This window comes from Chrysiogenes arsenatis DSM 11915, assembly GCF_000469585.1.
Lineage (GTDB): Bacteria > Chrysiogenota > Chrysiogenetes > Chrysiogenales > Chrysiogenaceae > Chrysiogenes > Chrysiogenes arsenatis.
The window spans coordinates 235,102-260,652 of record NZ_AWNK01000005.1; the positions used below are offsets into that span (position 1 = coordinate 235,102).

Here is a 25,551-nt window from a genome sequence, read left to right on the forward strand (position 1 = left end):
CAGACGCGGAGACGCGGAGTGCTGAAAGTCTCGCACCGCATTATCATCACCACACTCATCCTGTGCCTGATCGGGCTGGTGTTCGTCTGGAGCGCTTCCAGCATTACGGCGGCACGCGTACACGGCACGCCGCTATACTACGTGCAGAAGCAGTTTTTATGGCTCTGCATCGGGTTTGTCATGTTTACTATCTGCGCAAATCTTCCGCTGGATCGTTTGCGCCAATTTACCTTTCCGCTCTTGATGGTCGTCATCGCTCTGCTGATTGCCGTTTATTTTCAACGACCAATTAACGGTGCGTATCGTTGGCTTATTCTTGGCCCCATCTCGGTACAACCTTCGGAATTTGCCAAACTCGCACTGATTTTCTATGCGGCACATAAATACGCTCAAGCCCGCGAAATGGGTAAATCGGCGCGCGACACCCTACTCCCAATCTTAACCGTCGTTCTCGTACTGGTCGCGCTCATCTTTAACGAGCCGGATCGCGGTACGTCAGTCATCATCCTTTTGGTAATTTACGCTCTTTCGCTCCTGGCTGGGATTAAGAAAAAAAGCTTGCTCCTGTTACTGCTGGTCATCGTCCCATATGCCTATTTCGACTTTTTTATGAACCAAGGCTACCGTTTTGACCGTATTAATGTGTTTTTGAATCCCATGTCAGACCCTCTTGGAAAAGGGTATCAGGTGACACAGTCATCGATTGCGATTGGGAGTGGTGGTATTTTCGGGGTTGGTATCGGCGAGGGGACACAGAAGATTTTTTACCTTCCAGAAGGGCATACCGACTTTATTTTTGCCGTTATTTGCGAAGAAACCGGCTTTATTGGCGCTGCCATTGTTATCTTTCTCTACATTGCCCTCATCTTGCAGATTATGAAAGTTGCCACCGAAGCGCGGTCGTACTTTCACACCTACTTAGTTTTTGGCCTTTCATACTTACTGACCGTACAGGTATTTATCAATATAGGCGTTGCCGTGGGAGCACTGCCGACAAAAGGATTAGCACTCCCGTTTCTTTCCTATGGAGGCTCCAGCATGCTCGCAGCCCTAACTCTTATTGGCTTAGTGGTAAATATCGCGAAGCAGAATGAAAAAGAAGCGCCCGCAACCACTGGAAGTCCCATACCAATAACGCCCTCATCGTGAACAACACGCCCGCCTACACCTCAAAATTCTCCCAGCGACCATGGCCACACCTGCTCCGTGAATGGCGGGCGTTAGTGGGCGTTGCCTACCCGATCGTTCTTTCACAACTCGCCCAAGTTGCCATGGGGTTTGTGGATACTCTCATGGCAGGACGCGTCAGCCCAGACGACCTCGCGGCGGTAGCGATAGGCTTTAGCCTCTGGCTCCCCTTATTTTTATTGTGCGGCGGCATCCTTATGGCGCTGACACCACTCGGCGCCCATGCCTGTGGCGCCAACGATAGCCGTGGCGTTGGCGCACTCGTACGTCAAGGGCTCTGGCTTGCGCTGTTATTGGGCTGCGCAGGGGCATTTTTGCTGACTCAAGGCGTTGAAGTAATGCTCCTGATGGGAGCAGACCAAAACGTCATTTCGATTGCAAAAGGATACCTGCAGGGTGTGGCGTGGGGTTTTCCGGCTGCCATTATTTTTTGCGCCTTGCGAAGCTATAGCGAATCGCTCTCGTTGACACGACCTATCATGGTGACAAGTCTGGTTGGCTTAGCGATAAATATCCCGCTCAACTACCTGTTGATTTATGGATATGGATGGATTCCCGCCTTTGGTGGCGCGGGCTGCGGCTACGCGACAGGGGTTGTGATGTGGATCAGCATGGCCGTGATGATAGGCATTACCCGCTGGTCACCCCGCTACCAATCAACATCACCATGGCAATGGGGGTGGCCTTCGCTGCGATCTATGGGAACTATTGTACAGCTCGGTTTACCGATTGGCATCGCCGTCTTTATTGAAACAACGATTTTTGCGGTTGTTGCTTTGCTGCTCGTTCCGCTCGGCTCAGTTGTCGTCGCTGGACATCAAATAGCCCTGAATTTTGCCTCGGTTCTGTTTACGCTCCCGTACAGTATAGGTTGCGCCATGACGGTACGCATTGGCAATGCGCTGGGTGCTGGCGAGCACATTGAAGCGCGATTCCGCGCGTTTGCGGGGATGATTCTGAGCAGTTCAGGAGCACTCGTCAGCGGAACGCTCACCCTGGTCGGAGCCGCAACCATAGCGGCGCTCTATTCACCAGACAGTGCCGTGCGCGAGGTTGCCACAACCCTTCTTGTTTTTGCCGCCCTTTTTCAACTTTCGGACGCCACTCAGCTGGCAGCAGCAGGCGCCTTGCGCGGGTATAAAGATACCCGCGTGCCGATGTTTATCACCGTTCTTGCCTACTGGATTATTGGCTTGCCCCTCGGCATGATACTCGGAGTAACCTCATGGTGGCGCGAGCCGCTCGGTGCCTCCGGTTTATGGATAGGGCTTACCGCCGGGCTGAGTTGCGCGGCGGTGTTACTTACCCTTCGCTTGTACCGGATAGCGAACCACAAAGGGAACGTCTCACATTCCGGTAATACAACAATTTACTTCAAAGAAGACAGGTAAACTGAAAGATTTTCAATATCGGCGTCAGAGAGGTTCGAAGCAACAGGCATCATCATGCCGCTGCGAGCCCCGATGGTCTGACCCATGCGATACTTCTTGAGCGCGGCTGCAAGCTGCTCGGCAGGTTGTCCACTCAACTTCGGCCCAACACCACCATTACCCGTTGAACCGTGACACCCCATACAACCGGAATACAACGCTTGACCAGCAGCAACATCTGCCGCCAAAGGCGTTAATGCGGAGACAAGGACAAACATAAAACTCGCCAAAAACACGACTGCGACACGCATAGATCACCTCATTATCTCATTTCGCTGACAGAACTTTCTATCAGCGGTGATGCCAGTTACGCAGAAACCTTCTGCAATAGTACTGCCGATTGCTTACGCCGTTTTTGTCCGATACCTATTAATGCCATAAGGGTGAGCGCAGGAATGTACATCAAGTGTTTCGGCGGTTGCGGTTCTTCGCGTTCCACCGTTACAATTTCCCAGTCAAAGTCAAATCCCATCTGTTCAGCGATACTCCCGAAGGCCACCATGTCAACAAAGACTCGATCTTGTTCGATGTCCGTGCGCAGCGTCAGCCCTGCCTCTTTCAGACGAGCAATTCCAGTCGGACGCTCCTCGCCGAGTGGCAATAAAACCGTTTTTTCGAAGGATTTGCCGTCAAACGTCACGCCAGCAACGCGCATCCGTATCGTTTCAAAGGGTTCTGTATTTCGCGCCACTTCAGTAATTTGGATCGCCGGAAGTGGTGTCATTGGATGATAAATCATATCCATAAAGAATCCGGGGCGGAAGAGGGCGAACGTTACCAGAATCATCGCCGCTGATTCCCACAGTCTATTTCTAACCATCCAATATCCCTGCGTTGCCGAAGCAAACGTCAGCATTGCGGCCACTGCACCAAAAATAGTAAACATCAGCTCCCATACATTCGGAATATTCATCAGCAGAAGCTGCGTGTTGAAAATGAACATAAAAGGGAGAATGGCGGTACGCATATCGTAGGTAAACCCCTGAATCCCGGTCGCAATAGGATCACTGCGGGAAATCGCCGCGGCAGCGTAGGCTGCCAGGCCAACGGGTGGCGTATCATCAGCGAGGATACCGAAATAGAAGACAAAGAGGTGAACCGCAATCAGCGGCACAATCAGCCCATGCTGGGCGCCAAGAGCGACAATGACCGGAGCCATCAGGGTGGAAACGACAATATAGTTGGCCGTCGTTGGCAACCCCATCCCGAGAATCAAACTGATGACAGCCGTAAAGATCAGCATTACCATCAGGTTACCGCCGGAAATAAACTCGACAAAATCGGTCATGACCAGTCCGATACCCGTCAGCGTCACCGTCCCGACCACAATCCCGGCAGCGGCGGTGGCGATACCAATACCAATCATGTTGCGCGATCCACTCGTGAGGCCATTAATGAGTTCGCTACAACCTTGAAGTACCGCAGCCTGATAGTCACCTGTACGGCGGAAATACGCGAGTATCGGTCGTTGCGTGACGAGAATGAACATCAGAAACACCGTTGCCCAAAAAGCAGCCAGCCCGGGACTGAACCGTTCCACCATCAAACACCACACCAAGACAACGACGGGAAGCAGGAAATGAAGCCCCGAAAGAAAAATCGGTTTGAAAGCGGGAACTTCAATCAACGATTCCACCGAAAGCTCTTCGCTGCTATCGGGATAGCCAGCGGCCACTTTCAAGAGGGCGATGTACACAATCCCAATCATTACGGCAAGAATCAGCGATGCCATCGGCCCAAAAACCTCGCGGGTCCAACCAACTCCGTAATAGACAATCAGCCCAAGGACACACAATCCAATAAAAGAACTAAGAAAGCCGATCAGCGTGCCCATGAATGTCGAACCACTATTGCGAGGCAGACCTTGCATATTCAATTTGACCGCTTCAAGATGGACGATATAGACAAGGGCAATATACGAAATGAGCGCTGGAAGGAGCGCATGGCGAATAACTTCTAAATACGAAATCCCAACATATTCCACCATCAAGAAGGCCGCCGCACCCATAATGGGTGGCGTTAATTGCCCATTTGTCGAGGCGGCAACTTCAATCGCCCCTGCTTTTACGCCAGAAAATCCAACCCGTTTCATCAGTGGAATCGTAAACGTCCCCGTCGTGACAACATTGGCGATAGATGATCCTGAAATAATCCCGCTAAAGCCAGACGCCACCACCGCCGCTTTGGCCGGTCCGCCACGCATGTGACCCAATAGCGAAAAAGCTACCTTAATGAAATAGTTCCCCGCACCCGCCTTTTCCAGCAGGGCGCCAAAGAGCACAAAGAGAAAGACAAAACTCGAAGAAACACCGATGGCAACACCAAAGACCCCTTCAGTAGTAAGCCATTGATGCGACATCGCCTTGGCAAGACTGGCACCACGATGCGAAATTAACTCCGGCATGTACGGGCCACCAAACGTGTACGCTAAAAAGAAAAGCGCCACTATCATCAAAGGCGAGCCCAGAGCGCGCCTGGTCGCTTCCAGTAAGAGAATCATGCCGATGAGAGCGACAACTAAATCCTGAGTGATGGGCGCGCCGGAACGCGTTGCCAGCTCATCATAAAAAATAATTAAGTATCCCGCGCATATCGCCCCGGTAAAGGCAAAGACCCAATCCAGCAGTGGAATGTGCTCTTTTGGAGACTTCTTGCGCATGGGGAACGCGGTAAAAGCGAGGAAAATGGCAAATGCAAGGTGGATAGCACGCCCTTCGGTCGTATTAAAGACACCTATCTGGAGCGCAAAAGGGAGTGGAGACGCATACCAAAGCTGAAAGAGCGCCCAGCAAAGGGTCACAACAAAAATCACTTTACCTGAAAGGCCCAAGGGATGACGCCCACCAGTTTCTGAACTCACCAGCTCATCGAGTTTTTCGGCTCCGGGTGGATTGGGATTACTCATACTTTATACCTCCGCGCACGACGTTTGTATCTTCCGCAATTATCACTAAAAAACGCAAAATTGCCAGCAGAAATCCGGTAGTATGCTGACCAATGCTGGGATTGAAACATTCGCAAATTTCACGATCCGTTGCACTGAATCTGGCGACATGATAAGTTGGCAAAAATTATATTACTCTTGGGGGTATTGACGTGAGTGATCGCAGCAAAGCACTTGACCTCGCCATGGCACAGATAGAAAAAGCTTACGGAAAAGGGAGTATTATGCGTTTGGGGTCAGATGAAATCCCCGCTATTCCCGTTATTTCCTCCGGCAATCTTGGCATTGATATCGCGCTCGGCGTGGGCGGTTATCCACTCGGACGGATCATTGAAATTTACGGCCCTGAATCGAGTGGTAAAACCACCTTGGCATTGCACGCCGTTGCTGAATGCCAGAAAAAGGGTGGCACGGCAGCCTTTATCGATGCGGAACATGCCTTTGACCAACTCTACGCACGTAAAATAGGGATTAATACCGAGCATCTGCTTGTCAGTCAGCCAGACTACGGCGAACAGGCTTTAGAAATTGCCGACACGCTGGTGCGGAGTGGCGCGGTGGATATTATTGTTATCGATTCGGTGGCAGCACTGGTTCCTAAAGCTGAACTGGAAGGCGATATGGGCGAAGCGACCATGGGCGCGCAGGCGCGACTCATGTCACAAGCGTTGCGCAAACTGGCGGGTGTGATCAGCAAAACACACTGCATTGTGATTTTTATCAACCAGATTCGCTCAAAAATTGGCGTGATGTTTGGCAGCCCAGAAACAACGACCGGCGGAAATGCACTGAAATTTTATGCATCAATCCGCTTAGACGTGCGGCGCATCGGCGCGATTAAAGATGGCACTGACGTGACGGGCAACCGCACCAAAGTCAAAGTCGTCAAAAACAAGGTGGCTCCGCCGTTCAAAGAAGTGGAGTTTGACATTACCTTTGGCGAAGGGGTCAGCAACATCGGCACACTGATTGATATGGCGACCGACCTTGACCTGCTGCAGAAAAGTGGCTCGTGGTATTCGTACAATGGTGAACGGATCGGCCAAGGGCGGGAAAACATTAAAACGTACTTCCGCGAGCACCCTGAAGCCGTGACCGATCTGGAATACAAGGTCAAAGTGAAGTCAGGGATTATTCCCGAAAAAGTGGAAGAGGTAAAACCTGAGACGAAGAAAGAAAGCAAAAAATCTGAAGATAAAAAGAAAGAGGAGGAGGTAGGATGAAAGTAATTTTTTTACAAAACGTCAAAGGCGTTGCCGATAAAGGGATGATAAAAGAAGTCTCTGACGGCTATGCGCGCAACTTCTTATTTAGCAAAAAACTTGCCGTGGAAGCCAACAGCGATAATATTGCGGCGCACGAAGAGGCGAAACGGTTGCAAGCCGAACATGAGGCACGCGAATTGGCCGATGCCCAAAGCATTGCCGCAAAAATGCAAGGGATGGGCGTACTCAATTTTAAACGCCCCTGCGGCGATAAAGGGAAACTGTTTGGCGCTGTGACCACAGCCGATATAGCGGACGAGTTTGGAAAAGTTGGCATCGAAGTGGATAAACGGAAGCTCAAGCTGCCTGAAAACATCAAAACACTCGGCAAGCACGTGGTACAGGTTCGCCTCCATCCTGAAGTAAAATTCGACATGGAAGTGCAGGTATTTGAAGAATAAGCACTCTTGGTTCTGCGATAATAAAAAAGCCCCGCCGGAATTTTCCAGCGGGGCTTTTTCGTGCTTTAAAAATCAGTGTTTACCGTTTTTCAACATGGTGGCCTGAAGCCCTGCAAAAGCACTCAGGTTGAGGATGTCTTCGACCGATGAGCCACGCTCAAGGATGTGAACGGATTGCTTGAGACCGACAAGAATCGGGCCGACCGCGTCGACTTCTGCCAAACGCATAAACAATTTGTACGCAATGTTAGCGGAGTTCAGGTCAGGGAATATCAGAATATTCGGTTCGCCTTTCAGTCCGGAGAATGGGAAGATTTCGTCGCGCAGTTTGGTATTGAACGCGATGTTCGCTTGCATTTCCCCTTCAACTTCCAAGCCTGGCGCAAGCTTCTTTACCAACGCAGTAGCATTGGCAATTTTGCGTGGCGCGTCGTGCGGCGATGAGCCAAAGTTTGAGTACGAAAGCATCGCGACTTTTGGTTCGATGCCAAATTCTTTTACCAGCCCAGCAGTAGCAATAGCGATTTCAGCCAGTTGCTCTTCGGTTGGATTGGCATTGACCGTGGTATCAGCAAAGAACAGTGTGCGGTTTTTGAAAACCAACATGTAAATACCGGCAATCGACTTATGCGCCGTCGCCTGTTCGATACAGGTTAACACGGGGCGGATAGCAAATGGATATGGCAGTGTTTGACCGTACACCATACTGCTCGCATCGCCATTGCGTACCATCATAGCACCGTAGTATCCGGGGTTTTTCTGCACCAGCTCAAGAGCGTTATCAAGCGTTAACCCTTTACGCTGGCGCTGCTTGTAAAGCGATTGCGCGTATTCTTGCGCCTTGCCATTGTCGTGCATTGGGTCGATGACATCAACATTTGCGGCATCCATACCGTATTTCGCCATTTTCTGCTGAATAACATCAAGATTCCCCAAAAGAATTGGGCGCGCCAGCCCTTCTTCAATCACTTTTCCGGCAGCATGGATGATATTATCATCAGATCCTTCGGGGTAGACAATGCTGGTCTGATTTTTCTTCACTTGGTTGAAGATATAGCGCATGGCGGCTTTTGATTTTCCAAGGGTCGATTCCAACGTTTCACGATACGTATTCAGATCAGCAATCGGCTTGCGTGCGACGCCGGTTTCCATCGCAGCTTGAGCAACCGCTGGTGCAATCCGCAAGAGCGCGCGTGGGTCAAATGGTTTTGGAATGATATATTCTTTGCCATACTCAAAACGCTCAACACCGTACGCTTTCGTGACGGAATCCGGCACTTCTTCTTTCGCCAGCGCGGCAATAGCTCTGACGGCAGCAATTTTCATTTCAGGGTTAATTTTGGTTGCGCGAACATCAAGCGCGCCGCGGAACAAGAAAGGGAAGCACAAAACGTTATTGACTTGGTTCGGATAGTCACTGCGACCCGTCGCCATAATACAGTCAGGACGTGCCTCAACCGCATCGGGATAAGTGATTTCTGGCTCAGGATTGGCCATCGCAAAGATGATGGGGTTTGGCGCCATCGTTTTGACCATCTCTTTGGTCACGGCACCGGCTACGCTGACGCCACAGAACAGATCCGCGCCGACCATCGCTTCTTCAAGCGTGCGACACTCGGTATCGTTGGCAAAGCGCTCTTTGTATTCGTTCATCGACTGGGTGCGCCCTTTGAAGATAACCCCTTTGGAGTCGCACATGATCAGGTTTTCTTTGCGGATGCCAAGGTCAACAAACAGTTGCGCGCACGCCATACCGGCTGCGCCAGCTCCGTTGAAAACAGCTTTCATTTGGCTGATATCTTTGCCGATAATTTCTACTGCGTTTACCAATGCCGCAGCAGAAATGATCGCCGTGCCGTGTTGGTCGTCGTGAAAAACTGGGATATCGAGCTTTGATTGCAGGGTTTCTTCGATGTAAAAGCAATCTGGTGCTGCAATATCTTCGAGGTTGATACCACCGAAAGTTGGAGAAATCATTTCGCAGAAGCGGACAATTTCATCCTTATCTTTGGAGTCGATTTCGATATCAAAAACGTCCACATCGGCAAACTTCTTGAACAGCGACCCTTTTCCTTCCATAACCGGCTTGCCAGCGATGGCGCCGATATCGCCAAGACCAAGAACCGCTGTGCCGTTTGAAATAACCGCAACCAGATTTCCTTTGGCAGTGTATTCGTAGGCCATATCAGGATTTTTGGCAATTTCTTCGCATGGGCGGGCAACGCCTGGGCTGTACGCGAGTGAAAGGTCTTTCTGGGTGCTGAAGGGTTTCGTAACGATTACTTCGATTTTCCCTTTACGGCCCATGCTGTGGTAGTCAAGCGACTGTTCGTAAATGTCTTTTGCCATAATGTCATGCCTCTCTTCGATTTTAGTAGTGGGGCAGAAAAGCTCTGCCCCACCATTGGGTTGTGTGTATACAATATCAGGTCAGTGCGAGAGTTCTACCGTGTTCCTTCTTTGCATGCATCAAGTAAGTCGACATCCAGCAGGAATTCCTCCATCAACCGACCAATTTCGACGATGGTATGCGCCACGCGCACTCCGGCACTTTGCATTGCTTCAATTTTGGAACTAGCTGACCCACTGTTGCCGCTTACGATGGCACCCGCATGTCCCATCCGTTTCCCTGGAGGAGCCGTCGCACCAGCAATAAAACCAACGACTGGTTTATGGCGCATGTTTTCGCCAATCCACTGCGCCGCTTTTTCTTCGTTCGAGCCGCCAATCTCGCCGATCATGACGATGGCAAGCGTCTCTTCATCCGCTGCAAAGCGTTTGATGACATCAAGATGGGTTAAACCATTGACTGGATCGCCACCAATCCCCACTACCGTGCTCTGCCCAAGGCCACGCAGCGAAAGCTGGTTGACCGCTTCGTACGTGAGTGTTCCCGAACGGGAAACAATGCCGATCCGTCCGCGTTTATGGATATAGGCCGGCATAATCCCCATCTTGCACTCGCCCGGTGTAATGATACCCGGGCAATTCGGGCCAATCAGTTTTGACGATGGACGCTTGCTGAGGAAGTATTTGACACGCACCATATCCAGAATAGGAATCCCTTCGGTAATACAGGCAATCACTTCAATTCCAGCATCAGCCGCTTCCATAATCGCATCGGCGGCATAGAGCGGCGGAACGTAAATCATAGATGCGTTGGCACCAGTTGCCCTGACCGACTCAACAACCGAGTTAAACACCGGCACGCGGCCATCCAGCACCGTCGTTCCCCCTTTGCCGGGCGTAATCCCGCCAACCACGTTGGTACCGTATTTCAAAGCCATTTCGGTGTGGAATATCCCTTGGCTACCAGTAATCCCTTGGGTAATGAGTCGCGTATGTTTACCAACCAAAATACTCATGCCGCACCCCCTTTGCCCGCTGCTTCAACGGCCATGCGCGCCGCCTCTTCTAATCCCGAAGCAACCGTCAGATTCAATTCAGATTCGCGGATGAGCTTCATCCCTTCTTCAACATTTGTCCCTTCCAGACGGACAATGACCGGAATTTTCAGATCCATTTCACGAACAGCTTCGATCACCCCTTGCGCGATGATGTCGCATTTCATAATGCCACCAAAAATATTGATCAAAATCGAACGAACCTTGTCGTCGCGCAAGATAATGCGGAAAGCATGCGACACTTTTTCCGTATTCGCCCCGCCCCCAACATCCAAGAAGTTAGCCGGTGCGCCGCCGTAATGCTGAATCATATCCATCGTCGCCATTGCCAGTCCGGCACCGTTGACCATGCAACCGATGCTGCCGTCGAGCGCAATGTAGCTCAAGTTATAGCGCGAAGCTTCCACTTCGCGTTGATCTTCCTCGGCAAAGTCGCGCAGCTCTTGCACATCCGGGTGGCGCATTTGTGCGTTCTCATCAAAGTTTATTTTGGCATCAAGCGCGACTAATTTCCCATCGCCATTGATAATCAGCGGGTTTATTTCGACCTGCGAACAATCCTTTTCCACAAAAAGACGGTACAAGTTGCGCAGGATACTGGAAAACTGCCCTACGTGATCGCCAACTAAACCAAGAGCAAACGCCAGTTTGCGCGCTTGAAAATCAAGGATGCCAACCGAAGGCTCAACATGCTCAATCACGATTTTTTCGGGGTGGTGTTCAGCGACTTCTTCAATATTCACACCCCCTTCGCTGGAGGCAACAACAGCAACTTTTTGTGCATCGCGGTCGATGATGATACTCAGGTAGAACTCTTTGACAATCTTCATCAACTCTTCGACGAGGATCTTGCGCACCTCTTTGGCCTGACCAGCCGTTTGTGCCGTGACAATCGGGGTGTTGAACATGTGCTCGGCGACTTCCTTCGCCTCTTTTGCACTCGACACCAGCTTAACACCGCCGCTCGCACCACGGTTCCCGGCGTGAATCTGTACCTTTAAGACCGCAGCACCACCGAGCTTGCGGGTGAGATCTTCCGCCTGCCAGTTCGTGTACGCAACCTTGCCACGCGGAACGGGAATCCCGTACTGCTCAAAAAGCTCTTTCCCCTGATACTCATGAATGTTCATGGCAACTCCTTGGGTTCATCATTGAAGGCATTAACAAACTTCCATCGGGGCGCACCCCGAACTGCGACGACAACAGCAGTTTACAAGAGAACGCCAAATGAAAGATAGCAACTTTGATGCGGTAAAAAGTATTTTTCGCGTGAAAGGTAGAAAATTGGGACTGTTTTGCCCTCCACTTCAATGAAAGTGATTGCAAGGAAATTGCGTTTCCCAGCCACACACTCATCCCACAATATATGATGACATACTTTTGGAATGCGGCAGCTGCCTTTTCCTGATTGTTTCATTGCCCGTCTTCACATTTTATGCTAGGAAGTGCGATCTTCACATGATCGGTAACACGTTATAAATCCTATAGTAAATGGCGAAAGGCGAATATGAAAACTCTTGCGCGTGCAACTCAGGCTATCCATATTGGTGTTGGGAAAGATTCTGCGACGGGGGCAATCAGCTACCCGATTTACCCGAGTGCCACGTACCGTCACCCTGGTGTCGGGCAAAGTACCGGTTTTGACTACAGCCGTTCCGGCAATCCGACGCGGCAGACGCTCGAAGAGGGCCTAGCGGTGCTGGAAGGCGGCGTGCGCGGCCTAGCGTTTTCTTCAGGCATGGCGGCACTAACCACGTTATTCCTCCACTTCCGCACGGGCGACCATATCATTGCCTCAGAAGACATTTACGGCGGCACCTATCGCTTGCTCACATTGGTATTGGGCAATCTTGGTCTGCACATCAGCTATGTGCCGACTTCTGACGTAGCGGCGGTGCAGGCGGCAATGCAGCCGAATACGCGGGCACTACTGGTGGAAACACCGGGGAATCCCCTGATGGGGATCAGCGATCTTGCGGCATTGGGAACGCTGTGCCGCAAGCATGAGTTGATGTTTATTGTCGATAATACCTTTATGACGCCAATGCTCCAGCGCCCTTTTGAGTTTGGTGCCGATGTTGTCGTACACAGTGCTACCAAGTACCTGGGTGGCCATAACGACGTCTGCGCTGGGGTGTTAGTGGCGCGGACGGCGGAACTTGGCGAGCGGCTGTATTTTCTGCAAAATTCGATTGGAGCCGTGCTCTCACCGCAGGATTGCTGGTTGCTTTTGCGCAGCCTAAAAACGCTGTCACTCCGCATGGAGCGCCACAACCAGAATGCCATGCAGATAGCTCAGTGGCTGGAAAAGCATCCAGCGGTAAAAGCTGTCCACTATCCGGGGCTTCCTTCGCACCCGCAACACGCGCTGGCGCAGTCGCAGGCCAGTGGTTTTGGCGGCATGCTCTCCTTCCGCGTCCGCTCGGCGCAGATGGCGCGAAAGGTACTGGAGCGGCTCACGCTGATTAGTTTTGCCGAAAGTCTTGGCGGAGTAGAAACGCTGATGACATTGCCTGACATTCAGACGCACGGCGATATTCCGCGCGAACAGAAAGATCGGCTTGGCATTGACGAATCGCTCTTGCGCCTTTCGGTGGGCATTGAAGATGTGGCCGATATTATCGCCGATCTCGAACAGGCGTTTGCTGCGGCGGAGCGTGATGCATGAACAATCATCACACATATCAACCGGCAACCATGCTCGTGCATCAGGCCATGGATCGCGACCCGCACACCGGCGCCTCCGCCGTGCCGATCTATCAGGCATCGACCTATCATCACACCGCCGGAGAGTCAGGCGACTATGATTACGCCCGCAGTGGTAACCCATCGCGCCAGAATGTGGAAGAGACCATTGCCATGCTGGAAGGTGGCGTACAGGGATTTGCCTACAGTTCGGGGATGGCCGCCATCGGCAGTGCGCTGGCGCTGTTGCACAGCGGTGACCATCTGATTGTCCCCAGCGATCTGTACGGTGGAACATACCGCTATGTCACCGCCATTCTCCCCGACCAAGGGATCAATGCGAGCTTCGTCGATACGTCAGACATCAATGCCATCGCAGCCGCACTGCGCCCAAATACGCGCGGCATCTTACTGGAAACACCGTCGAATCCCCTCTTTACGATTGCCGATATCCGCGCCGTCGCCGAACTGGCTCGCTCCAAGGGGATTCTGACCTTTATCGACAATACGTTTATGACGCCACTGCTCCAGCGTCCACTGGATCTGGGCATTGATGTGGTGATTCATAGTGCGACGAAATTCTTAGGCGGCCACAGTGACCTATTGGCGGGATTGGTAACAACGGCTGATCCACACTTAGCAAAGCTGCTCAAGCGTTTCCAGAATTCATTTGGTGCAGTACTCGCTCCCTTCGACAGCTTTTTGCTGGCACGGGGGATGAAAACTTTGAAGCTCCGGCTGGAGTGCGCGCAACGCAATGCCATGGAACTGGCACAGCGCCTTCAGCAGCATCCGCAGGTCGCGCGCGTGATGTATCCGGGGTTGCCAGACTTTGCTGCACGATCGCGTCATGAATCGCAAGCGAGCGGTGCCGGAGCAGTGCTGGCCTTTGATCTGAAAAATGAATCGCTGATCAAGCCATTCCTCAGCCGTTTGCAGTTGCCGATTATCGCCCCCAGCCTTGGTGGAGTCGAAACAATCGTCACCCATTGCTGGACGATGTCGCACGCCGCCATTCCCGCAGCCGTCAAAGATACCATGGGGATCACGCCGACCCTCATGCGCCTGAGCGCGGGAATTGAGGATATGGAAGATTTGTGGCAGGATTTGGATCGCTCCTTGGCGTGATTGAGTATTTCACCCAGTTACTATCACTCTTCAGCCCTTTCCGCACGTCATCTCGAACGCATGTGAGAGATCTAAGATTTCTCGCTTCGCTCGAAATGACACGGGAATGCTTCTGTCTGCAAAAACAGTCAGGCACAACAGCCTTGATCGCCCGTTGCTGATAAGGTTGAACGTTGAACCTGCGCTTTACGCTTCCCCTTGCTGGTGTACTGATCATCATGGTTTTGTGGAGCGTGCAAGCGCTATAAAAAACTTTGTGGAGCGTGAAACGGAAAATAGGCTCCACAAACTGCGTTGTAGCGCCCAGACGCGCCACAAATGCTTAGAGTAGGGATATCACCCTAACCCTCGCACCTCAGCGCGGGGATTGGGGATGTCCGGGATTTGCGGCAGGGCCTGGAGTGCTCCCGACGTCGTTGACGACAAACGTCTCTTTGAAAAGTCGATCCATAATCAGGGCAACGACGATAAAAACCGGAAGGGTGAACAGGCTGCGCAGCAAAGAAAACTCCAGCCCTAAGAAACTGATTTCAAAGCCCAGCATGGGGAGCTTGATGGTGGCAAAGGCGCCAATGTACACAAATATATTGCGGACACTGGTGCCTTTTTTCCACATCAGGTACACCATGGGAAAAGCGGCGTAGAGCGGCCCCGCTTGAAGCATGGCAAGAATAATCATCCAGAATATGGATGCCACGCCTGCTTCACTCCCCGTATGTCGCTGCACAAATTCGCGCGGCACCCACACGTCCATCAGCCCGATCAGCAGGAACACTGCCGGCAACACGGACAGCATTTCCGCAAGGGCATCGACGTAGTGGTGTGCCACACGCACTCCCCCTGCCCACTGCATGGGAACGGCAAGGAGCACGACGGCAAGGAACGATGCAATAAATAATAAATTCTTCTTATGTCGCTTCCAATACGGTTTCATAGCATTCCCCACGCAACAGTCATAGCGACACCGATAAAGAGCGCACCGACAAAACTTAAACCGTTCCTGATAAGGGCAACTTTCCAACCAAAGTATTTACTTTCCAGCGGGAGCGTTACGACGCCAACCATCATCAGCGTTGTGATAAAGACGGCTACGATAGGATATGCAACCCCGTTTTTCAGCAAAAGATCGGCCATAGGGAAAGCCACAAACCCGGGCACCATCGCTATCGCACCCAACAAAGCGGCACCGAAATAGGCCAGAACGCCGGGATTTTCCCCTAACAGTTGTTCAATATCGGACGGAGAAATAAAGGCCAGAAATATCGCGACGAGTGCCAAAATGGCAACGAGCGGCGGGAGAAGGTTGAGAAACATTTTGCTGCCAATGCGAAAGGCAAGCACGGTACGTTGCCGATCAACAACAGCGCTAACGATAAAAAGCAAAGTCGTTACTATGAGTAATGTCATAAATCATCCTGAAGTGTACTGATATGGGGTCGGCAAACGCAGTATGTTTCAGCAAGCCGCCACGACCATGCACTTACTCCAAGTCGAAAAACTATTCAACTAAAAACCATAATAATATTCAACGAGATTTTACCAATGAGCGTAAGGGAGATCGACAAAGCGCGACTCATTCTTCATCGGGATAGCGCTCGTGAATACTCCAAAATGCGGCTTCTTGCCGCTCAAATGCAGCAACGATATCGGGATCAAAATGCTTACAAGATTCTTCACAAATAATGGCACGGCATTTTTCGCGAGGAAATGGTGGTTTGTAGCAACGACGTGAACTCAGCGCGTCATACACATCAGCTAGCGCCACAATGCGAGCCGTCAAGGGGATGTTGCTCCGTGCCAGTCGCTGCGGGTAGCCGCTGCCATCATATTTTTCATGATGGTAGAGGACGATATCGCGCGCCATACGCAGGAACTCGGAGCCAATTTCATTGTACGCATCATCAATGATGGAGCCACCGATAGTGGAATGCGTCTGCATGATCGTAAATTCTTCGTCGGTCAATTTTCCTGGCTTATTTAAGATGGCATCAGGAATGCCAACTTTGCCAATATCGTGCAGGGAAGAGAGCGAAAATAGGTTGGAAATAACGGAAGGAGAAAGCTCGTCACCATACCCATGCCGCGCGAGGTCTTCGGCAATAAGGCGCGTGTAATGCTGCACGCGCTCGATATGAAAACCCGTTTCGGGGCTGCGGTAATCAGTCAATTTCGCCATCAGGAAGATAAGTCGCTCCTGACTCTGAATGCGAAACAACCGTTCGGCTGCCTCTAGCCGAACGCGCATCTCTTCTGGGTGATACGGCTTGATGAGAAAGTCATTCGCCCCTAACGTAATGGCGCGAATAACATTATCCTTCTCCGTCAGGGAACTAAGAACCGTGATATGGGTATATTTTGATTCGTGTCGTCGAATTTCTTGTACCAACTCAAAGCCATTCATGTTGGGCATTTCAAGATCGGTGATGACAACGCGGGGTTGTACGGCACAGAATTTTTCAAGCGCCTGTACGCCATCTTCGGCACTGATGACGGTGTAACCAAAAGAAGCGAGGTGTTTTTCCAGAATTCTTCGTTGAACCCGTGAATCTTCCGCAATAAGGATTGTCGTTCCAGAAACGCCGTGTGTTGTTGCACTCTCGGATATCATCCCGTAGTTCCACCTTTAACGATATTTCACGTCTTAGGTACTGGCCAGTACTGCACTAAATTGTCACCTCGCGAGGTAATGAAACGAGGTGAAATCTAGCACAATTAAGAGTCCCAGTAAAAGGTTAATGTGGAAATTATCGCGCACCGCCATACGTCATCCGGTATGCAATGGGAATCAAGAGCAAGCTAAACGCCGTTGACGCCGTAATGCCAAAGATAAACGCCCAGGCTAATCCCGAAAAAATCGGATCGAGCACGATCACCCATGCGCCGAACATGGCCGCGAGTGCCGTGAGCAAAATCGGACGCATCCGCACTTGAGCGGCGTGGCGAATGGCGTTGTCGATATCGCCCCCCTCTTCCGTGCGGTATTTCTCCATAAAGTCAATCAGAATAATGCCGTTCCGCACCACAATACCTGCGAGCGCAATAATTCCAATAAACGCCGTAGCGGTAAAAAAGACCGGCATGTGAATATCACCAATCTGCTGCCCGAACAAGATATTCAACAACCAGAATCCCGGCAGAATACCAACAAGGGTAAAAGGAATCGCAATAATCATAATGGCAGGCAACAGCAACACGCCTGTCTGCGCCACCAGCAAAACGTAAATACCCACTACGGCACCAAGGAACGCTAACCCCATATCGCGGAAAGCATCAACCGTGATTTTTGTTTCCCCTTCGCCCAACCAGTTGACTTCGTATCCCGCCGGAATCTTCCCTTCCAGCTCGCGGTTAATCGCCAAAACGGCATCGACGGGACTAATACCAACCGACTCGGCAGTCACAAAGTAAACCTGCCGCATATCTTTCCGGTGGATGGGTGGCGTCACCTCGCTCTGGATGACACGCACAATCGAACCGAGTGGCACGCCGGGTTTAACCTGAATCCCCAGAGCTTTTTCCAGCGAACTCTGGTCGGGATCGCCAAGGCGCAGCACAATCGGCAACGATTCCAGCTTGTGATCGACGTGAATCACCCCCACAGGCAGACCACGATGGATAAAAGAATCGGTAATCTGTGCCACAGTCGCGCTGGTGATTCCCGCTTCTGCCGCACGCAAACGGTCGATTTCCAGCACGATTTGCGGCTGCATCTCAGTCGAATAGTTGTCAATATCGGCCACGCCGGGCACCGCCGCAAAGGCGTTTTCGACGATTTGCCCAACCGCGGCAATATCGGCATAGGTGGCCGTCGGCGAGCCATACACTTCGGCAACCACACTGGCCATCACAGGTGGCCCCGGAGGCATTTCGACAATTTTCGAGCGGACACCATAGTGCGACGAAAGCCGTTCCACCTCACGGCGGATATCAAGGGCAATCGTATGCGACGCGATCCGTTCCTGCTTCGGTGTCAAATTGAGGCGGATTTCCGCCATGTTGCTTGCGGAGCGCATATAGTATTTGCGCACCAAGCCGTTAAAGTCTATCGGACTATTAACGCCCGCATATATCTGTGCCGAACGGACGTATTCGCGCTGCGTCAGCGCCGTCGCAATTGCGTTGGTGGCATTCCATGTCCGTTCCAGTGTAAAGGACTCTGGTGCATCAATCACAATCAAAAGTTCGTTTTTATTGTCAAAGGGGAGCATTTTGAATGGCACTTTTCCAGTTGGAATCAGCAACACAGACGCCGCAAATGCGATCAGTGATCCGACAATGAGTCCCCAGCGACGTCCGGAAGATGCCAGGAAAAAATCCAGCGTGGCCACATATTTCCGTTCCATCCAGCCAGGCGCGTGATGCCCCGCAGTGGTTGCGGATTGGCCGCTCGTGACCGTGGCACTCGGTGTCTTTAACAGTCGCGCACACGCCCATGGTGTAATCGTGACGGCCACCACCAACGACCAGAACATGGCGATGGGAATATTGACGGGCATTGGTCGCATGTAAGGCCCCATCATGCCAGTGACAAAGTAGAGCGGAATGAACGATACCACCACGGCAATCGTCGCCACCAACGTCGGATTAAAAATTTCGGTGATCGCACCAACAATCGTTACCGTCTTTTGTTGCTGCGGGTAGAGCCCAAGATGGCGGCTGATGTTTTCGACGCCGACAATCGGATCGTCGACGAGCAAGCCCAGCGACAAGATGAGCGCAAACAACGTGACACGATTGATCGTAAAGCCCAGCATATAATCGAGAATGAGCGTCAGAGCCAGCGTAATAGGAACGGCCATCGCCACAATCAGCGATTCGCGCCACCCCAGCGTAAAGGCGAGCAGCCCCACGATGGTGGCAATAGCGATCAACAAATGCTTGACCAACTCATTAACTTTTTCATCCGCCGTTTCGCCGTAGTTGCGACTGACAATCACCTCCACGCCATCGGGAATCACTTCGCCCCGCAGCCGCTCCATGGTGGCCAGTAATTCCTGGGCGACCGTCACCGCATTTGCGCCTTTCACTTTGGCGGCACTGATAGTCGCCATTTCGCGCACATCACCCGCTTCGACATGGTGAACGTACTGCGTCCGTGGGCTGAAACTCCGTTCGACCGTCGCAATATCACCCAAGCGGAACAGGTCGCCCCGTTGGTTGGGAATCGCAACGCTCGCGAGTTCGTCGATAGCTTCATAGCGATTGCCCACTTCGACGACTGCGTTGTTGCCACGGTAATCCATTGATCCCGCGCGAATATACACTCCACTGCCCGCAATCCAGTCGATAAGGTCGCCCAGACCCATTTGCATGCTACTGAGTTTGGCAATATCAATCGTGACGCGCACCTCTTCTGTGCGCCCACCCGTCACTTCCACTTTGGTGGCATGCGGGACGGCGTTCAAACGCAGTGCTGCCTCCTGCGCGATGAGGCGCAATTGGTCGGCGGTATAACGCTCGCTAACCAGATTAAAAACAACGATGGGAACATCGTCGATCGAAACCGGCTTGACAATCCACCCCGTCACAATCGGCGGAACGGCATCGCGGTTGGAATCGAGTTCGTTGTAAAGGCGAATCAGCGCTTTTTCGAGATCGGTATCCACTTTATAACGAATGGTCACCATCGCCATTTCGGGCTGTGTAGCGGAATAAATATGCTCCACATCCTGAATGCGCCGCAGTTTCTTTTCGAGCGGAATCGTCACCAAGCGCTCCATTTCAGCGACGGTCGCCCCCGGTGCCTGAATCAAAATATCCGCCATTGGAACAACAATTTGTGGCTCTTCTTCACGGGGCGTTGCCAAAAGCGCAATCGCACCACAAGCGAATGCTACCAAAATAAACAGGATCGAAAGTTTCGACACGACGAACTGGCGCACCGTCGCCGCCAGCCATCCGGTTTGGGTAGGAAGTGACATGACTTACTCCTCCGGGCGGATGACAACATCACCCGCTTCTAAGCCGGAAAGCACCTGCACCATACCGTCATGCGTCATGCCCGTTTTGACGATACCGAGCGATGGAGCTTCGCCCCCAGCCAGATACACCCGCTGGAGCTGCCCCAAAGGGAAGAGAAAAGAAGCCGGAATCGCGGGTGAAAAAACGCGCCCCGCCACCACTTGTACCGTCACCACCATTCCTGGAATCAGTTCGCGGGGATTTTCTAATACCGCGCGCGCCGTGCGGGTGCCGTATTCAACATTGGGTGTCACCCCAACAACCGAACCGTAGGAAGCACCAATAGATACGGGCATCCCCGCTTCAATCCCAATATCCTGCGGATAGACAAACTCGACCACTAATGACCCGAGGGCGCGCATGTCGACGATAGCGCTGCCGGGCTGCAGCAGTTCACCCTGTTCAATGTAGCGCTTCCCGATGATCCCATCGAACGGCGCGCGTATCTGAGTGAATGTCTGTTGCTCCTGAGCTGAAGCCAACGCCGCACGAGCGGAAGAAAGCTGCCCTAATGCACTTTGATAGGTGGAGCGGGCATTATCTAACGAATGACGAGCGATGACGCCACCGCTGAACAGCGAATCAGCTCGCGCCAGATCAAGCCGTGCCTTTTCCACCTGAGCCTCCGCACTCCGTACCTGCCCTTCGGCACTGCGCACCGCTTCGCGCGGGAGCTTGTCATCAAGCTGCACAAGCATATCGCCCTGCTTTTTTTGTGCCCCAAATTCGAGCGCAAACGATTCGACCCGCCCCGTCAGGCGATTGCGAATCGTCATGTCGGCCAGCGATTTCACTTTGCCGGGATAGTACGCGTGCAGGGGAAATTCATGGAGAGTCACATCGAACGATTCCGTGGTATCAGCAGAAAAGGCCGTAAGCGGCGCAGTGACAGCGACAAAAAGGGCAACCAGCAGGGCACGAGTAAGAGAACACATCGGAAACCTCCTCCATTGAATATGGCTACATTTCCATTTAGTCTATCTTTGTGCAGAGTAGTGCCCCGAAAGCCAGAGTGCAAGAGAGAATTTTAGCCGTGATGATGGTGCGGGATTTGATGCGGCACGAGCGAATGTGGCTTTTCCTGCCCATGCGCCTGCATCAGTTCGGCATTGCCCAGAATGGTGGCAGCGGCACCATCCGCCATAACTTTCCCGGCGTCGATCAAAACAACGCGAGGACACACTTCTAGGATCAATTCCAGATCGTGCGAAGCGATCAACATGGCGTGTGGCGCGTGTTGCAAGAGACCAATCAGCTGACGGCGTGAACGCATATCCAGACTGGCGCTTGGTTCATCATAAAGCACGAGTTGCGGCTCCATCGCTAAGGCGCCCGCAATAGCAACCATCCGCTTTTGCCCTTCCGAAAGATGGTGCACCGCTTTCGCCGCGAGGTGAGCCGTACTGGTAATCTGTAACGCGCGCTCAACCCGTTGCCGCGCGGCTTCAGGTGCCAGACCCATGTTACTTGGACCAAATTCCACATCTTCCCACACCGTTGGGCAGAAAAGCTGGTCATCCGAATGCTGAAAAATCAATGCGAGATCAGAGTTGAATTTTCCTGCCATCAGCGGTTTTCCCTGAAATTGCAGTATTCCCTTTTGCGGTGCCAGCACACCGCTGGCCAGCAAGAAGAGCGTGCTCTTTCCTGCCCCATTCGGGCCGATGATACCGACTTTTTCCCCTTCGTGAACAGTAAGGGAAAAATCGCCGACAGCATCAGGTGTATCGGGGTAGGAAAAGCTGACGTGGGAAAAGTGAAGGAGCGGATGTTTCATACTTATTGCCCTAAAAAGAATTGCAAGGCGGTAATACCCACACAACAAAAAGCTATAGCGCTTAACTCCTTCGAAAGAGCCAACGTTGACGTCCGCACATTGACCGGTTTCTGGGTCTCCAACGTGTAGCCGCGCAAAATCATTGCATGATATACCCGCTCTGAGCGCTCATAGCTGCGCAAGCACAGTGAACCCCACACCCACGCAAGCGTCTTGAGCGAACGCGGACGCATGATCGTTGTATGGTGCCCACGCAGACGAATAGCCGTATTCATCTGTTGACTATCACGTGCAATAACCGCCATATAACGCAACACCAGCCCCGCCATGTCCGCCATGACAACAGGCAACCCCAGCGAGCGCATCGCTTGAATCGTCTGGTGGATTGGCGTGGTGCCGAGGAAAGCCAGAATGACAATCATAATCGCATAAAAGCGGAGCGTTATCAGCAGAGCCGCACTCAACCCCTCGCGATAGACTTCAAGCCCCAGAATGGAAACCAGTGGTGTGGTTCCGCCAGCAAAAGGGAGAAACAACACCATCGCAATAACCATAATCGAAGGGAGCTTTAAACGCTGCAAAAGGGTTTTTACAGTGACCTCTGCCATCCAAGCACAGAGTGCCGCGAATCCAAGAAGAGCGGGAAGCAGTAGTATATTCGTAACAAAGGAAAAGGTGAACGCCAGACAAAACGCAGCCAGTACCTTATTGCGTGGATGCCAGTGGTGAAGGGCGAAAATATGCGGTGGAGTCTGGCTCATGAGTGTTACATTCCTCGCAATACATAAAAATATTGGCCGACAGCAAGGAAGCGCTCGCACAGCAAGCCCTAGCGATTCACCGTTATCAATGCCCCCTGCTTTTGCGCATCAAACTTCAAACAATGAATCTTGTCAACACCTTCTATTGTATCTCCACCATTACCCGCTAATTCGCCTAGCAAGGCCGATGGATAAAAGTATCTACGGCTAAGACTTACGAGCGCTGCCGTCATATCAAACGCCTGAGCAGTCGGAAAACTCCCATAACAATGAGTGTAAGACGCTATTAAATCGGCTTTTATATCGTAACACATCCGTTCGCACCACGCATGCCCATCGCGCCCGACAATCAGTGGAACGCATGAAAGTTCTTCCGTCAGCGGCGCTTTCCCGAACCGCACTTCTTTTACAAACCCATGCTGAGCACTCTCACCGTTTGTCAGGAGATAAAAAGCCGTCCCTTCACCGGGATAGGTATACGTTGGCAGCTTTGAGCATGGGTCACCAAGATCAAAATACCGTTGCCAGCAGTAGCCCAGCTCGGGACAGAACTCATCAACACTGCCGACTAACACGGCGTCAACAACGCCTTGCGCAAGCCACTCTTGTGCCGTACGCAAAGCAACCGCAAAGCTCATTTCAAACTGGCTGACACTGAGGTTTGGGCCGTGAATCTGGTGCAGGATGCTAATATTTGCTGCCGCCGCATTGTGTACTGAGTAGGAAAAATGCGTGGGCGAAGTGAATTTATCGCCACCTTTAAGATAGGAATCAAGAAAGGCGAACGTGGTGCCCATTGGGCCATAGCCACTGGCGATAATTAGGCCAATACGGCTTCTATCAGAAGGAACCATGGTGCCTGCATCTTCCAGTGCCAGACTCGCACCGAGTAGAGCGAGTTGCGAAAAATGATCGACTCGTCGCAAGCTCCGGCGCGGGAAAAATTTTTCCAGCGGCTCAAGGCTCACCAAAGCAGCCGGAATATCGCGCCCATAAGCCATAACGGTTTGCGCTACGGGCTCCCTTTTTTGCAGAGCCGTTTCCAGCGCGTCTAACCCGCATCCAAAGCCACCAGCGATTCCAATGCCTTGTATCGCGCACCCCATCACGCTTCTCCTTTACGAAAAATAACGACCGTATTATTGCCACCAAAGGCCAGCGATTGCGAGAGGGCATACTCGCCGGAAATTTCCCTTGGCTGCGCAATCGGATGACACGGAAATGTCGGATCAGGGTCGCTCCAGCCACAGCTCGCAGGGATTGCACCACGATTGAGGCAAGCAATGGTGAGTGCGGCTTCAATAGCTCCCGCGGCGCCCAACGTGTGTCCCGTCATCCCTTTCGTGGAAAAAAATGGCACATCTGGAAGTTGTTCGGCAAGGACACGCGTTTCCACACGATCATTATCTGGAGTGCCCGTACCGTGAGCATTGACAAAAGAAATTTGCGAAGCGTTTAATGAGGCCTGTTGTAGGGCTACCGCAAGCGCTTGTTTTAGCCCACGCCCTTCTGGATGCGGCGCTGTCAGGTGATGCGCATCGCACGCTGAGCCATATCCTGCCAGAAAGCCATGCAGCGTGGCACCACGCCGCCGAGCCAGCGACTCGGATTCCAGCATCACCATAGCCGCTCCTTCGCCCAAATTCAGCCCTTTGCGATTCGCATCAAACGGCATTACCGGCAAATCAGCGGTTATCATCAAGGAAATAAAACCATTATAGGTGACGCGACTCAACTCATCCGCACCACCCGCCAGCACCACATCGCATAAGCCTGAACGGAGCCAGCTTGCTCCCACGCCGATAGCATCTGCTCCGGAAGAACACGCATTGACAATGGTTTGACAAGGGCCACTCAGCCCCAACTCGCGTGCCACCACCTGTGCGGGGTTGCTCCGCAGAAACCGATCAATCGCAGACATAGAAGGATGGCCGCTTTCCAAGAGTTGCTGATAGAACTCTTCGCTGTTCATGGCACTGCCAACTGTTGTGCCAATACATACGCCGACGCGCAAACCTTTGAGGTCGTCCAAAGCCCAGCCGCTACTCATAACCGCTTCCGTGGCGCTGTGCAATGCCAGCGCCGCCGTACGCAAATAGTAGTCGCCTTGCGGTGGTGTAAAATCAACTTCAAAAACTGGATACGGCGTCAAGTGCTCCGTACGAAAAAGGCTTGGTGGAGCGGGAAGGATGCGATCACCAAATAGCGTTTCGGCGCACTGCGCCATGGTATTACCCAAAGAACAGATACACCCCATGGCCGTAATAACAACGCGAGAGGGCTCTTTCATTGCGCCTGCTTTGACTCAATAAAGGCGGCTAAGCTTGCGACTGATTGCAGCGCCGGGCGACCTTCTTCCATATCCTTGATTTCTACCCCAAAATGTTTCTGTACCAAGACGACGAGCTCGACCGCATCTAAAGAATCAAGCCCTAAGCCTTCACCGAAAAGGGGCATATCGTCCTGAATATCTTCCGGAGTAAAATCTTCGAGGTTTAAGTCACGAATAAGGACTTCTTTGATTTTTTCTTTGATGCTCATGCTTACTCCTTTTACTCTCAACAAATATCGTGATTTCTAAGTGCCAACTGTCTGTGTACGCTCATT

21 protein-coding genes are annotated in these 25,551 nt (G+C 52.0%); 6 read left to right on the plus strand and 15 right to left on the minus strand.

Translation table 11 applies throughout. The features are described 5' to 3' along the window. The first annotated feature begins 18 nt into the window (after window positions 1–18). Both ftsW and P304_RS13820 read left to right on the plus strand, forming a co-directional pair. Window positions 19–1,149, plus strand: coding sequence for a putative lipid II flippase FtsW (ftsW, locus tag P304_RS13815; protein WP_051321368.1), 1,131 nt, complete (start codon window positions 19–21; stop codon window positions 1,147–1,149). Then, window positions 1,146–2,579, plus strand: a complete 1,434-nt coding sequence (locus tag P304_RS13820; protein WP_201766909.1) for an MATE family efflux transporter — start codon at window positions 1,146–1,148, stop codon at window positions 2,577–2,579. The genes ftsW and P304_RS13820 overlap by 4 nt, the downstream gene beginning before the upstream one ends. Here P304_RS13820 and P304_RS0103505 read toward each other — a convergent pair. Together P304_RS0103505 and P304_RS0103510 are read right to left on the minus strand one after the other, a co-directional pair. Next, window positions 2,558–2,869 (minus strand): c-type cytochrome, encoded by a 312-nt coding sequence (locus P304_RS0103505; RefSeq protein ID WP_051321370.1) that lies wholly within the window; start codon window positions 2,867–2,869, stop codon window positions 2,558–2,560. The genes P304_RS13820 and P304_RS0103505 overlap by 22 nt on opposite strands. A 56-nt stretch (window positions 2,870–2,925) precedes the next feature. Then, window positions 2,926–5,523 carry a TRAP transporter permease gene (locus P304_RS0103510; protein WP_027389414.1) on the minus strand — a complete coding sequence of 866 codons (2,598 nt, stop codon included), beginning with the start codon at window positions 5,521–5,523 and terminating at the stop codon, window positions 2,926–2,928. Window positions 5,524–5,714: 191 nt separating this feature from the next. On the opposite strand from P304_RS0103510, the gene recA reads away from it, so the two are divergent. Together recA and rplI are read left to right on the plus strand one after the other, a co-directional pair. After that, a complete protein-coding gene (gene recA / locus P304_RS0103515) occupies window positions 5,715–6,785 on the plus strand; it encodes a recombinase RecA (protein ID WP_084417514.1) in 1,071 nt (356 codons plus the stop codon). Further along, on the plus strand, window positions 6,782–7,228 hold the full coding sequence (gene rplI, locus P304_RS0103520) for a 50S ribosomal protein L9 (RefSeq protein WP_027389416.1): 447 nt from the start codon (window positions 6,782–6,784) through the stop codon (window positions 7,226–7,228). Before recA ends, rplI begins: the two co-directional genes overlap by 4 nt. A gap of 72 nt (window positions 7,229–7,300) precedes the next feature. Here the strand turns inward: rplI and P304_RS0103525 are convergent, their stop codons facing one another. The 3 genes from P304_RS0103525 to sucC all read right to left on the minus strand — a co-directional run bounded on the left by P304_RS0103525 (window position 7,301) and on the right by sucC (window position 11,762). Further along, window positions 7,301–9,577, minus strand: a complete 2,277-nt coding sequence (locus P304_RS0103525; RefSeq protein WP_027389417.1) for an NADP-dependent malic enzyme — start codon at window positions 9,575–9,577, stop codon at window positions 7,301–7,303. A gap of 95 nt (window positions 9,578–9,672) precedes the next feature. Continuing rightward, window positions 9,673–10,593 carry a succinate--CoA ligase subunit alpha gene (gene sucD / locus P304_RS0103530; RefSeq protein WP_027389418.1) on the minus strand — a complete coding sequence of 307 codons (921 nt, stop codon included), beginning with the start codon at window positions 10,591–10,593 and terminating at the stop codon, window positions 9,673–9,675. Then, window positions 10,590–11,762, minus strand: coding sequence for an ADP-forming succinate--CoA ligase subunit beta (gene sucC, locus P304_RS0103535; RefSeq protein ID WP_027389419.1), 1,173 nt, complete (start codon window positions 11,760–11,762; stop codon window positions 10,590–10,592). Before sucC ends, sucD begins: the two co-directional genes overlap by 4 nt. A 377-nt stretch (window positions 11,763–12,139) precedes the next feature. Between sucC and P304_RS0103545 the strand changes: the two genes are divergently transcribed. Next, window positions 12,140–13,300, plus strand: coding sequence for a trans-sulfuration enzyme family protein (locus P304_RS0103545; protein WP_027389421.1), 1,161 nt, complete (start codon window positions 12,140–12,142; stop codon window positions 13,298–13,300). Next, entirely contained in the window at window positions 13,297–14,445 is a 1,149-nt protein-coding gene (locus P304_RS0103550; protein ID WP_027389422.1) for a trans-sulfuration enzyme family protein, read from the plus strand. Before P304_RS0103545 ends, P304_RS0103550 begins: the two co-directional genes overlap by 4 nt. Before the next feature lie 355 nt (window positions 14,446–14,800). Here the strand turns inward: P304_RS0103550 and P304_RS13825 are convergent, their stop codons facing one another. From P304_RS13825 to P304_RS0103600, 10 genes are all read right to left on the minus strand, one after another. Next, complete coding sequence (locus P304_RS13825) at window positions 14,801–15,379, minus strand: permease (protein ID WP_051321371.1); 579 nt, start codon at window positions 15,377–15,379, stop codon at window positions 14,801–14,803. Next, a complete protein-coding gene (locus tag P304_RS0103560) occupies window positions 15,376–15,852 on the minus strand; it encodes a permease (RefSeq protein WP_027389423.1) in 477 nt (158 codons plus the stop codon). Before P304_RS0103560 ends, P304_RS13825 begins: the two co-directional genes overlap by 4 nt. A 166-nt stretch (window positions 15,853–16,018) precedes the next feature. Continuing rightward, window positions 16,019–17,053, minus strand: a complete 1,035-nt coding sequence (locus P304_RS13830) for a response regulator (RefSeq protein ID WP_051321372.1) — start codon at window positions 17,051–17,053, stop codon at window positions 16,019–16,021. A gap of 136 nt (window positions 17,054–17,189) precedes the next feature. Continuing rightward, complete coding sequence (locus tag P304_RS0103570; RefSeq protein ID WP_027389424.1) at window positions 17,190–20,366, minus strand: efflux RND transporter permease subunit; 3,177 nt, start codon at window positions 20,364–20,366, stop codon at window positions 17,190–17,192. 3 nt (window positions 20,367–20,369) lie between these two features. Beyond that, window positions 20,370–21,341 carry an efflux RND transporter periplasmic adaptor subunit gene (locus P304_RS0103575; RefSeq protein ID WP_027389425.1) on the minus strand — a complete coding sequence of 324 codons (972 nt, stop codon included), beginning with the start codon at window positions 21,339–21,341 and terminating at the stop codon, window positions 20,370–20,372. Window positions 21,342–21,433: 92 nt separating this feature from the next. Continuing rightward, entirely contained in the window at window positions 21,434–22,183 is a 750-nt protein-coding gene (locus P304_RS0103580; RefSeq protein ID WP_034763907.1) for an energy-coupling factor ABC transporter ATP-binding protein, read from the minus strand. Between the two features lie 2 nt (window positions 22,184–22,185). Then, on the minus strand, window positions 22,186–22,944 hold the full coding sequence (gene cbiQ / locus P304_RS13835) for a cobalt ECF transporter T component CbiQ (protein ID WP_051321373.1): 759 nt from the start codon (window positions 22,942–22,944) through the stop codon (window positions 22,186–22,188). Between the two features lie 68 nt (window positions 22,945–23,012). Then, window positions 23,013–24,050 carry a beta-ketoacyl synthase N-terminal-like domain-containing protein gene (locus P304_RS13840; protein ID WP_051321374.1) on the minus strand — a complete coding sequence of 346 codons (1,038 nt, stop codon included), beginning with the start codon at window positions 24,048–24,050 and terminating at the stop codon, window positions 23,013–23,015. Beyond that, window positions 24,050–25,234: a beta-ketoacyl-[acyl-carrier-protein] synthase family protein gene (locus P304_RS0103595; protein ID WP_027389427.1), complete on the minus strand. Its 1,185-nt coding sequence runs from the start codon at window positions 25,232–25,234 to the stop codon at window positions 24,050–24,052. The genes P304_RS13840 and P304_RS0103595 overlap by 1 nt, the downstream gene beginning before the upstream one ends. Then, window positions 25,231–25,485: a phosphopantetheine-binding protein gene (locus P304_RS0103600; protein ID WP_027389428.1), complete on the minus strand. Its 255-nt coding sequence runs from the start codon at window positions 25,483–25,485 to the stop codon at window positions 25,231–25,233. Before P304_RS0103600 ends, P304_RS0103595 begins: the two co-directional genes overlap by 4 nt. Window positions 25,486–25,551 lie beyond the last annotated feature (66 nt).

Excerpts from the sequence above, each read along its gene's own strand:
- P304_RS0103505 (WP_051321370.1), bottom strand. The coding sequence starts at position 2,869 with ATGCGTGTCGCAGTCGTGTTTTTGGCGAGTTTTATGTTTGTCCTTGTC.
- P304_RS0103510 (WP_027389414.1), bottom strand. The coding sequence starts at position 5,523 with ATGAGTAATCCCAATCCACCCGGAGCCGAAAAACTCGATGAGCTGGTG.
- rplI (WP_027389416.1), top strand. The coding sequence starts at position 6,782 with ATGAAAGTAATTTTTTTACAAAACGTCAAAGGCGTTGCCGATAAAGGG.
- P304_RS0103525 (WP_027389417.1), bottom strand. The coding sequence starts at position 9,577 with ATGGCAAAAGACATTTACGAACAGTCGCTTGACTACCACAGCATGGGC.
- sucD (WP_027389418.1), bottom strand. The coding sequence starts at position 10,593 with ATGAGTATTTTGGTTGGTAAACATACGCGACTCATTACCCAAGGGATT.
- sucC (WP_027389419.1), bottom strand. The coding sequence starts at position 11,762 with ATGAACATTCATGAGTATCAGGGGAAAGAGCTTTTTGAGCAGTACGGG.
- P304_RS0103545 (WP_027389421.1), top strand. The coding sequence starts at position 12,140 with ATGAAAACTCTTGCGCGTGCAACTCAGGCTATCCATATTGGTGTTGGG.
- P304_RS0103550 (WP_027389422.1), top strand. The coding sequence starts at position 13,297 with ATGAACAATCATCACACATATCAACCGGCAACCATGCTCGTGCATCAG.
- P304_RS13825 (WP_051321371.1), bottom strand. The coding sequence starts at position 15,379 with ATGAAACCGTATTGGAAGCGACATAAGAAGAATTTATTATTTATTGCA.
- P304_RS0103560 (WP_027389423.1), bottom strand. The coding sequence starts at position 15,852 with ATGACATTACTCATAGTAACGACTTTGCTTTTTATCGTTAGCGCTGTT.
- P304_RS13830 (WP_051321372.1), bottom strand. The coding sequence starts at position 17,053 with ATGATATCCGAGAGTGCAACAACACACGGCGTTTCTGGAACGACAATC.
- P304_RS0103570 (WP_027389424.1), bottom strand. The coding sequence starts at position 20,366 with ATGTCACTTCCTACCCAAACCGGATGGCTGGCGGCGACGGTGCGCCAG.
- P304_RS0103575 (WP_027389425.1), bottom strand. The coding sequence starts at position 21,341 with ATGTGTTCTCTTACTCGTGCCCTGCTGGTTGCCCTTTTTGTCGCTGTC.
- P304_RS0103580 (WP_034763907.1), bottom strand. The coding sequence starts at position 22,183 with ATGAAACATCCGCTCCTTCACTTTTCCCACGTCAGCTTTTCCTACCCC.
- cbiQ (WP_051321373.1), bottom strand. The coding sequence starts at position 22,944 with ATGAGCCAGACTCCACCGCATATTTTCGCCCTTCACCACTGGCATCCA.
- P304_RS13840 (WP_051321374.1), bottom strand. The coding sequence starts at position 24,050 with ATGGGGTGCGCGATACAAGGCATTGGAATCGCTGGTGGCTTTGGATGC.
- P304_RS0103595 (WP_027389427.1), bottom strand. The coding sequence starts at position 25,234 with ATGAAAGAGCCCTCTCGCGTTGTTATTACGGCCATGGGGTGTATCTGT.
- P304_RS0103600 (WP_027389428.1), bottom strand. The coding sequence starts at position 25,485 with ATGAGCATCAAAGAAAAAATCAAAGAAGTCCTTATTCGTGACTTAAAC.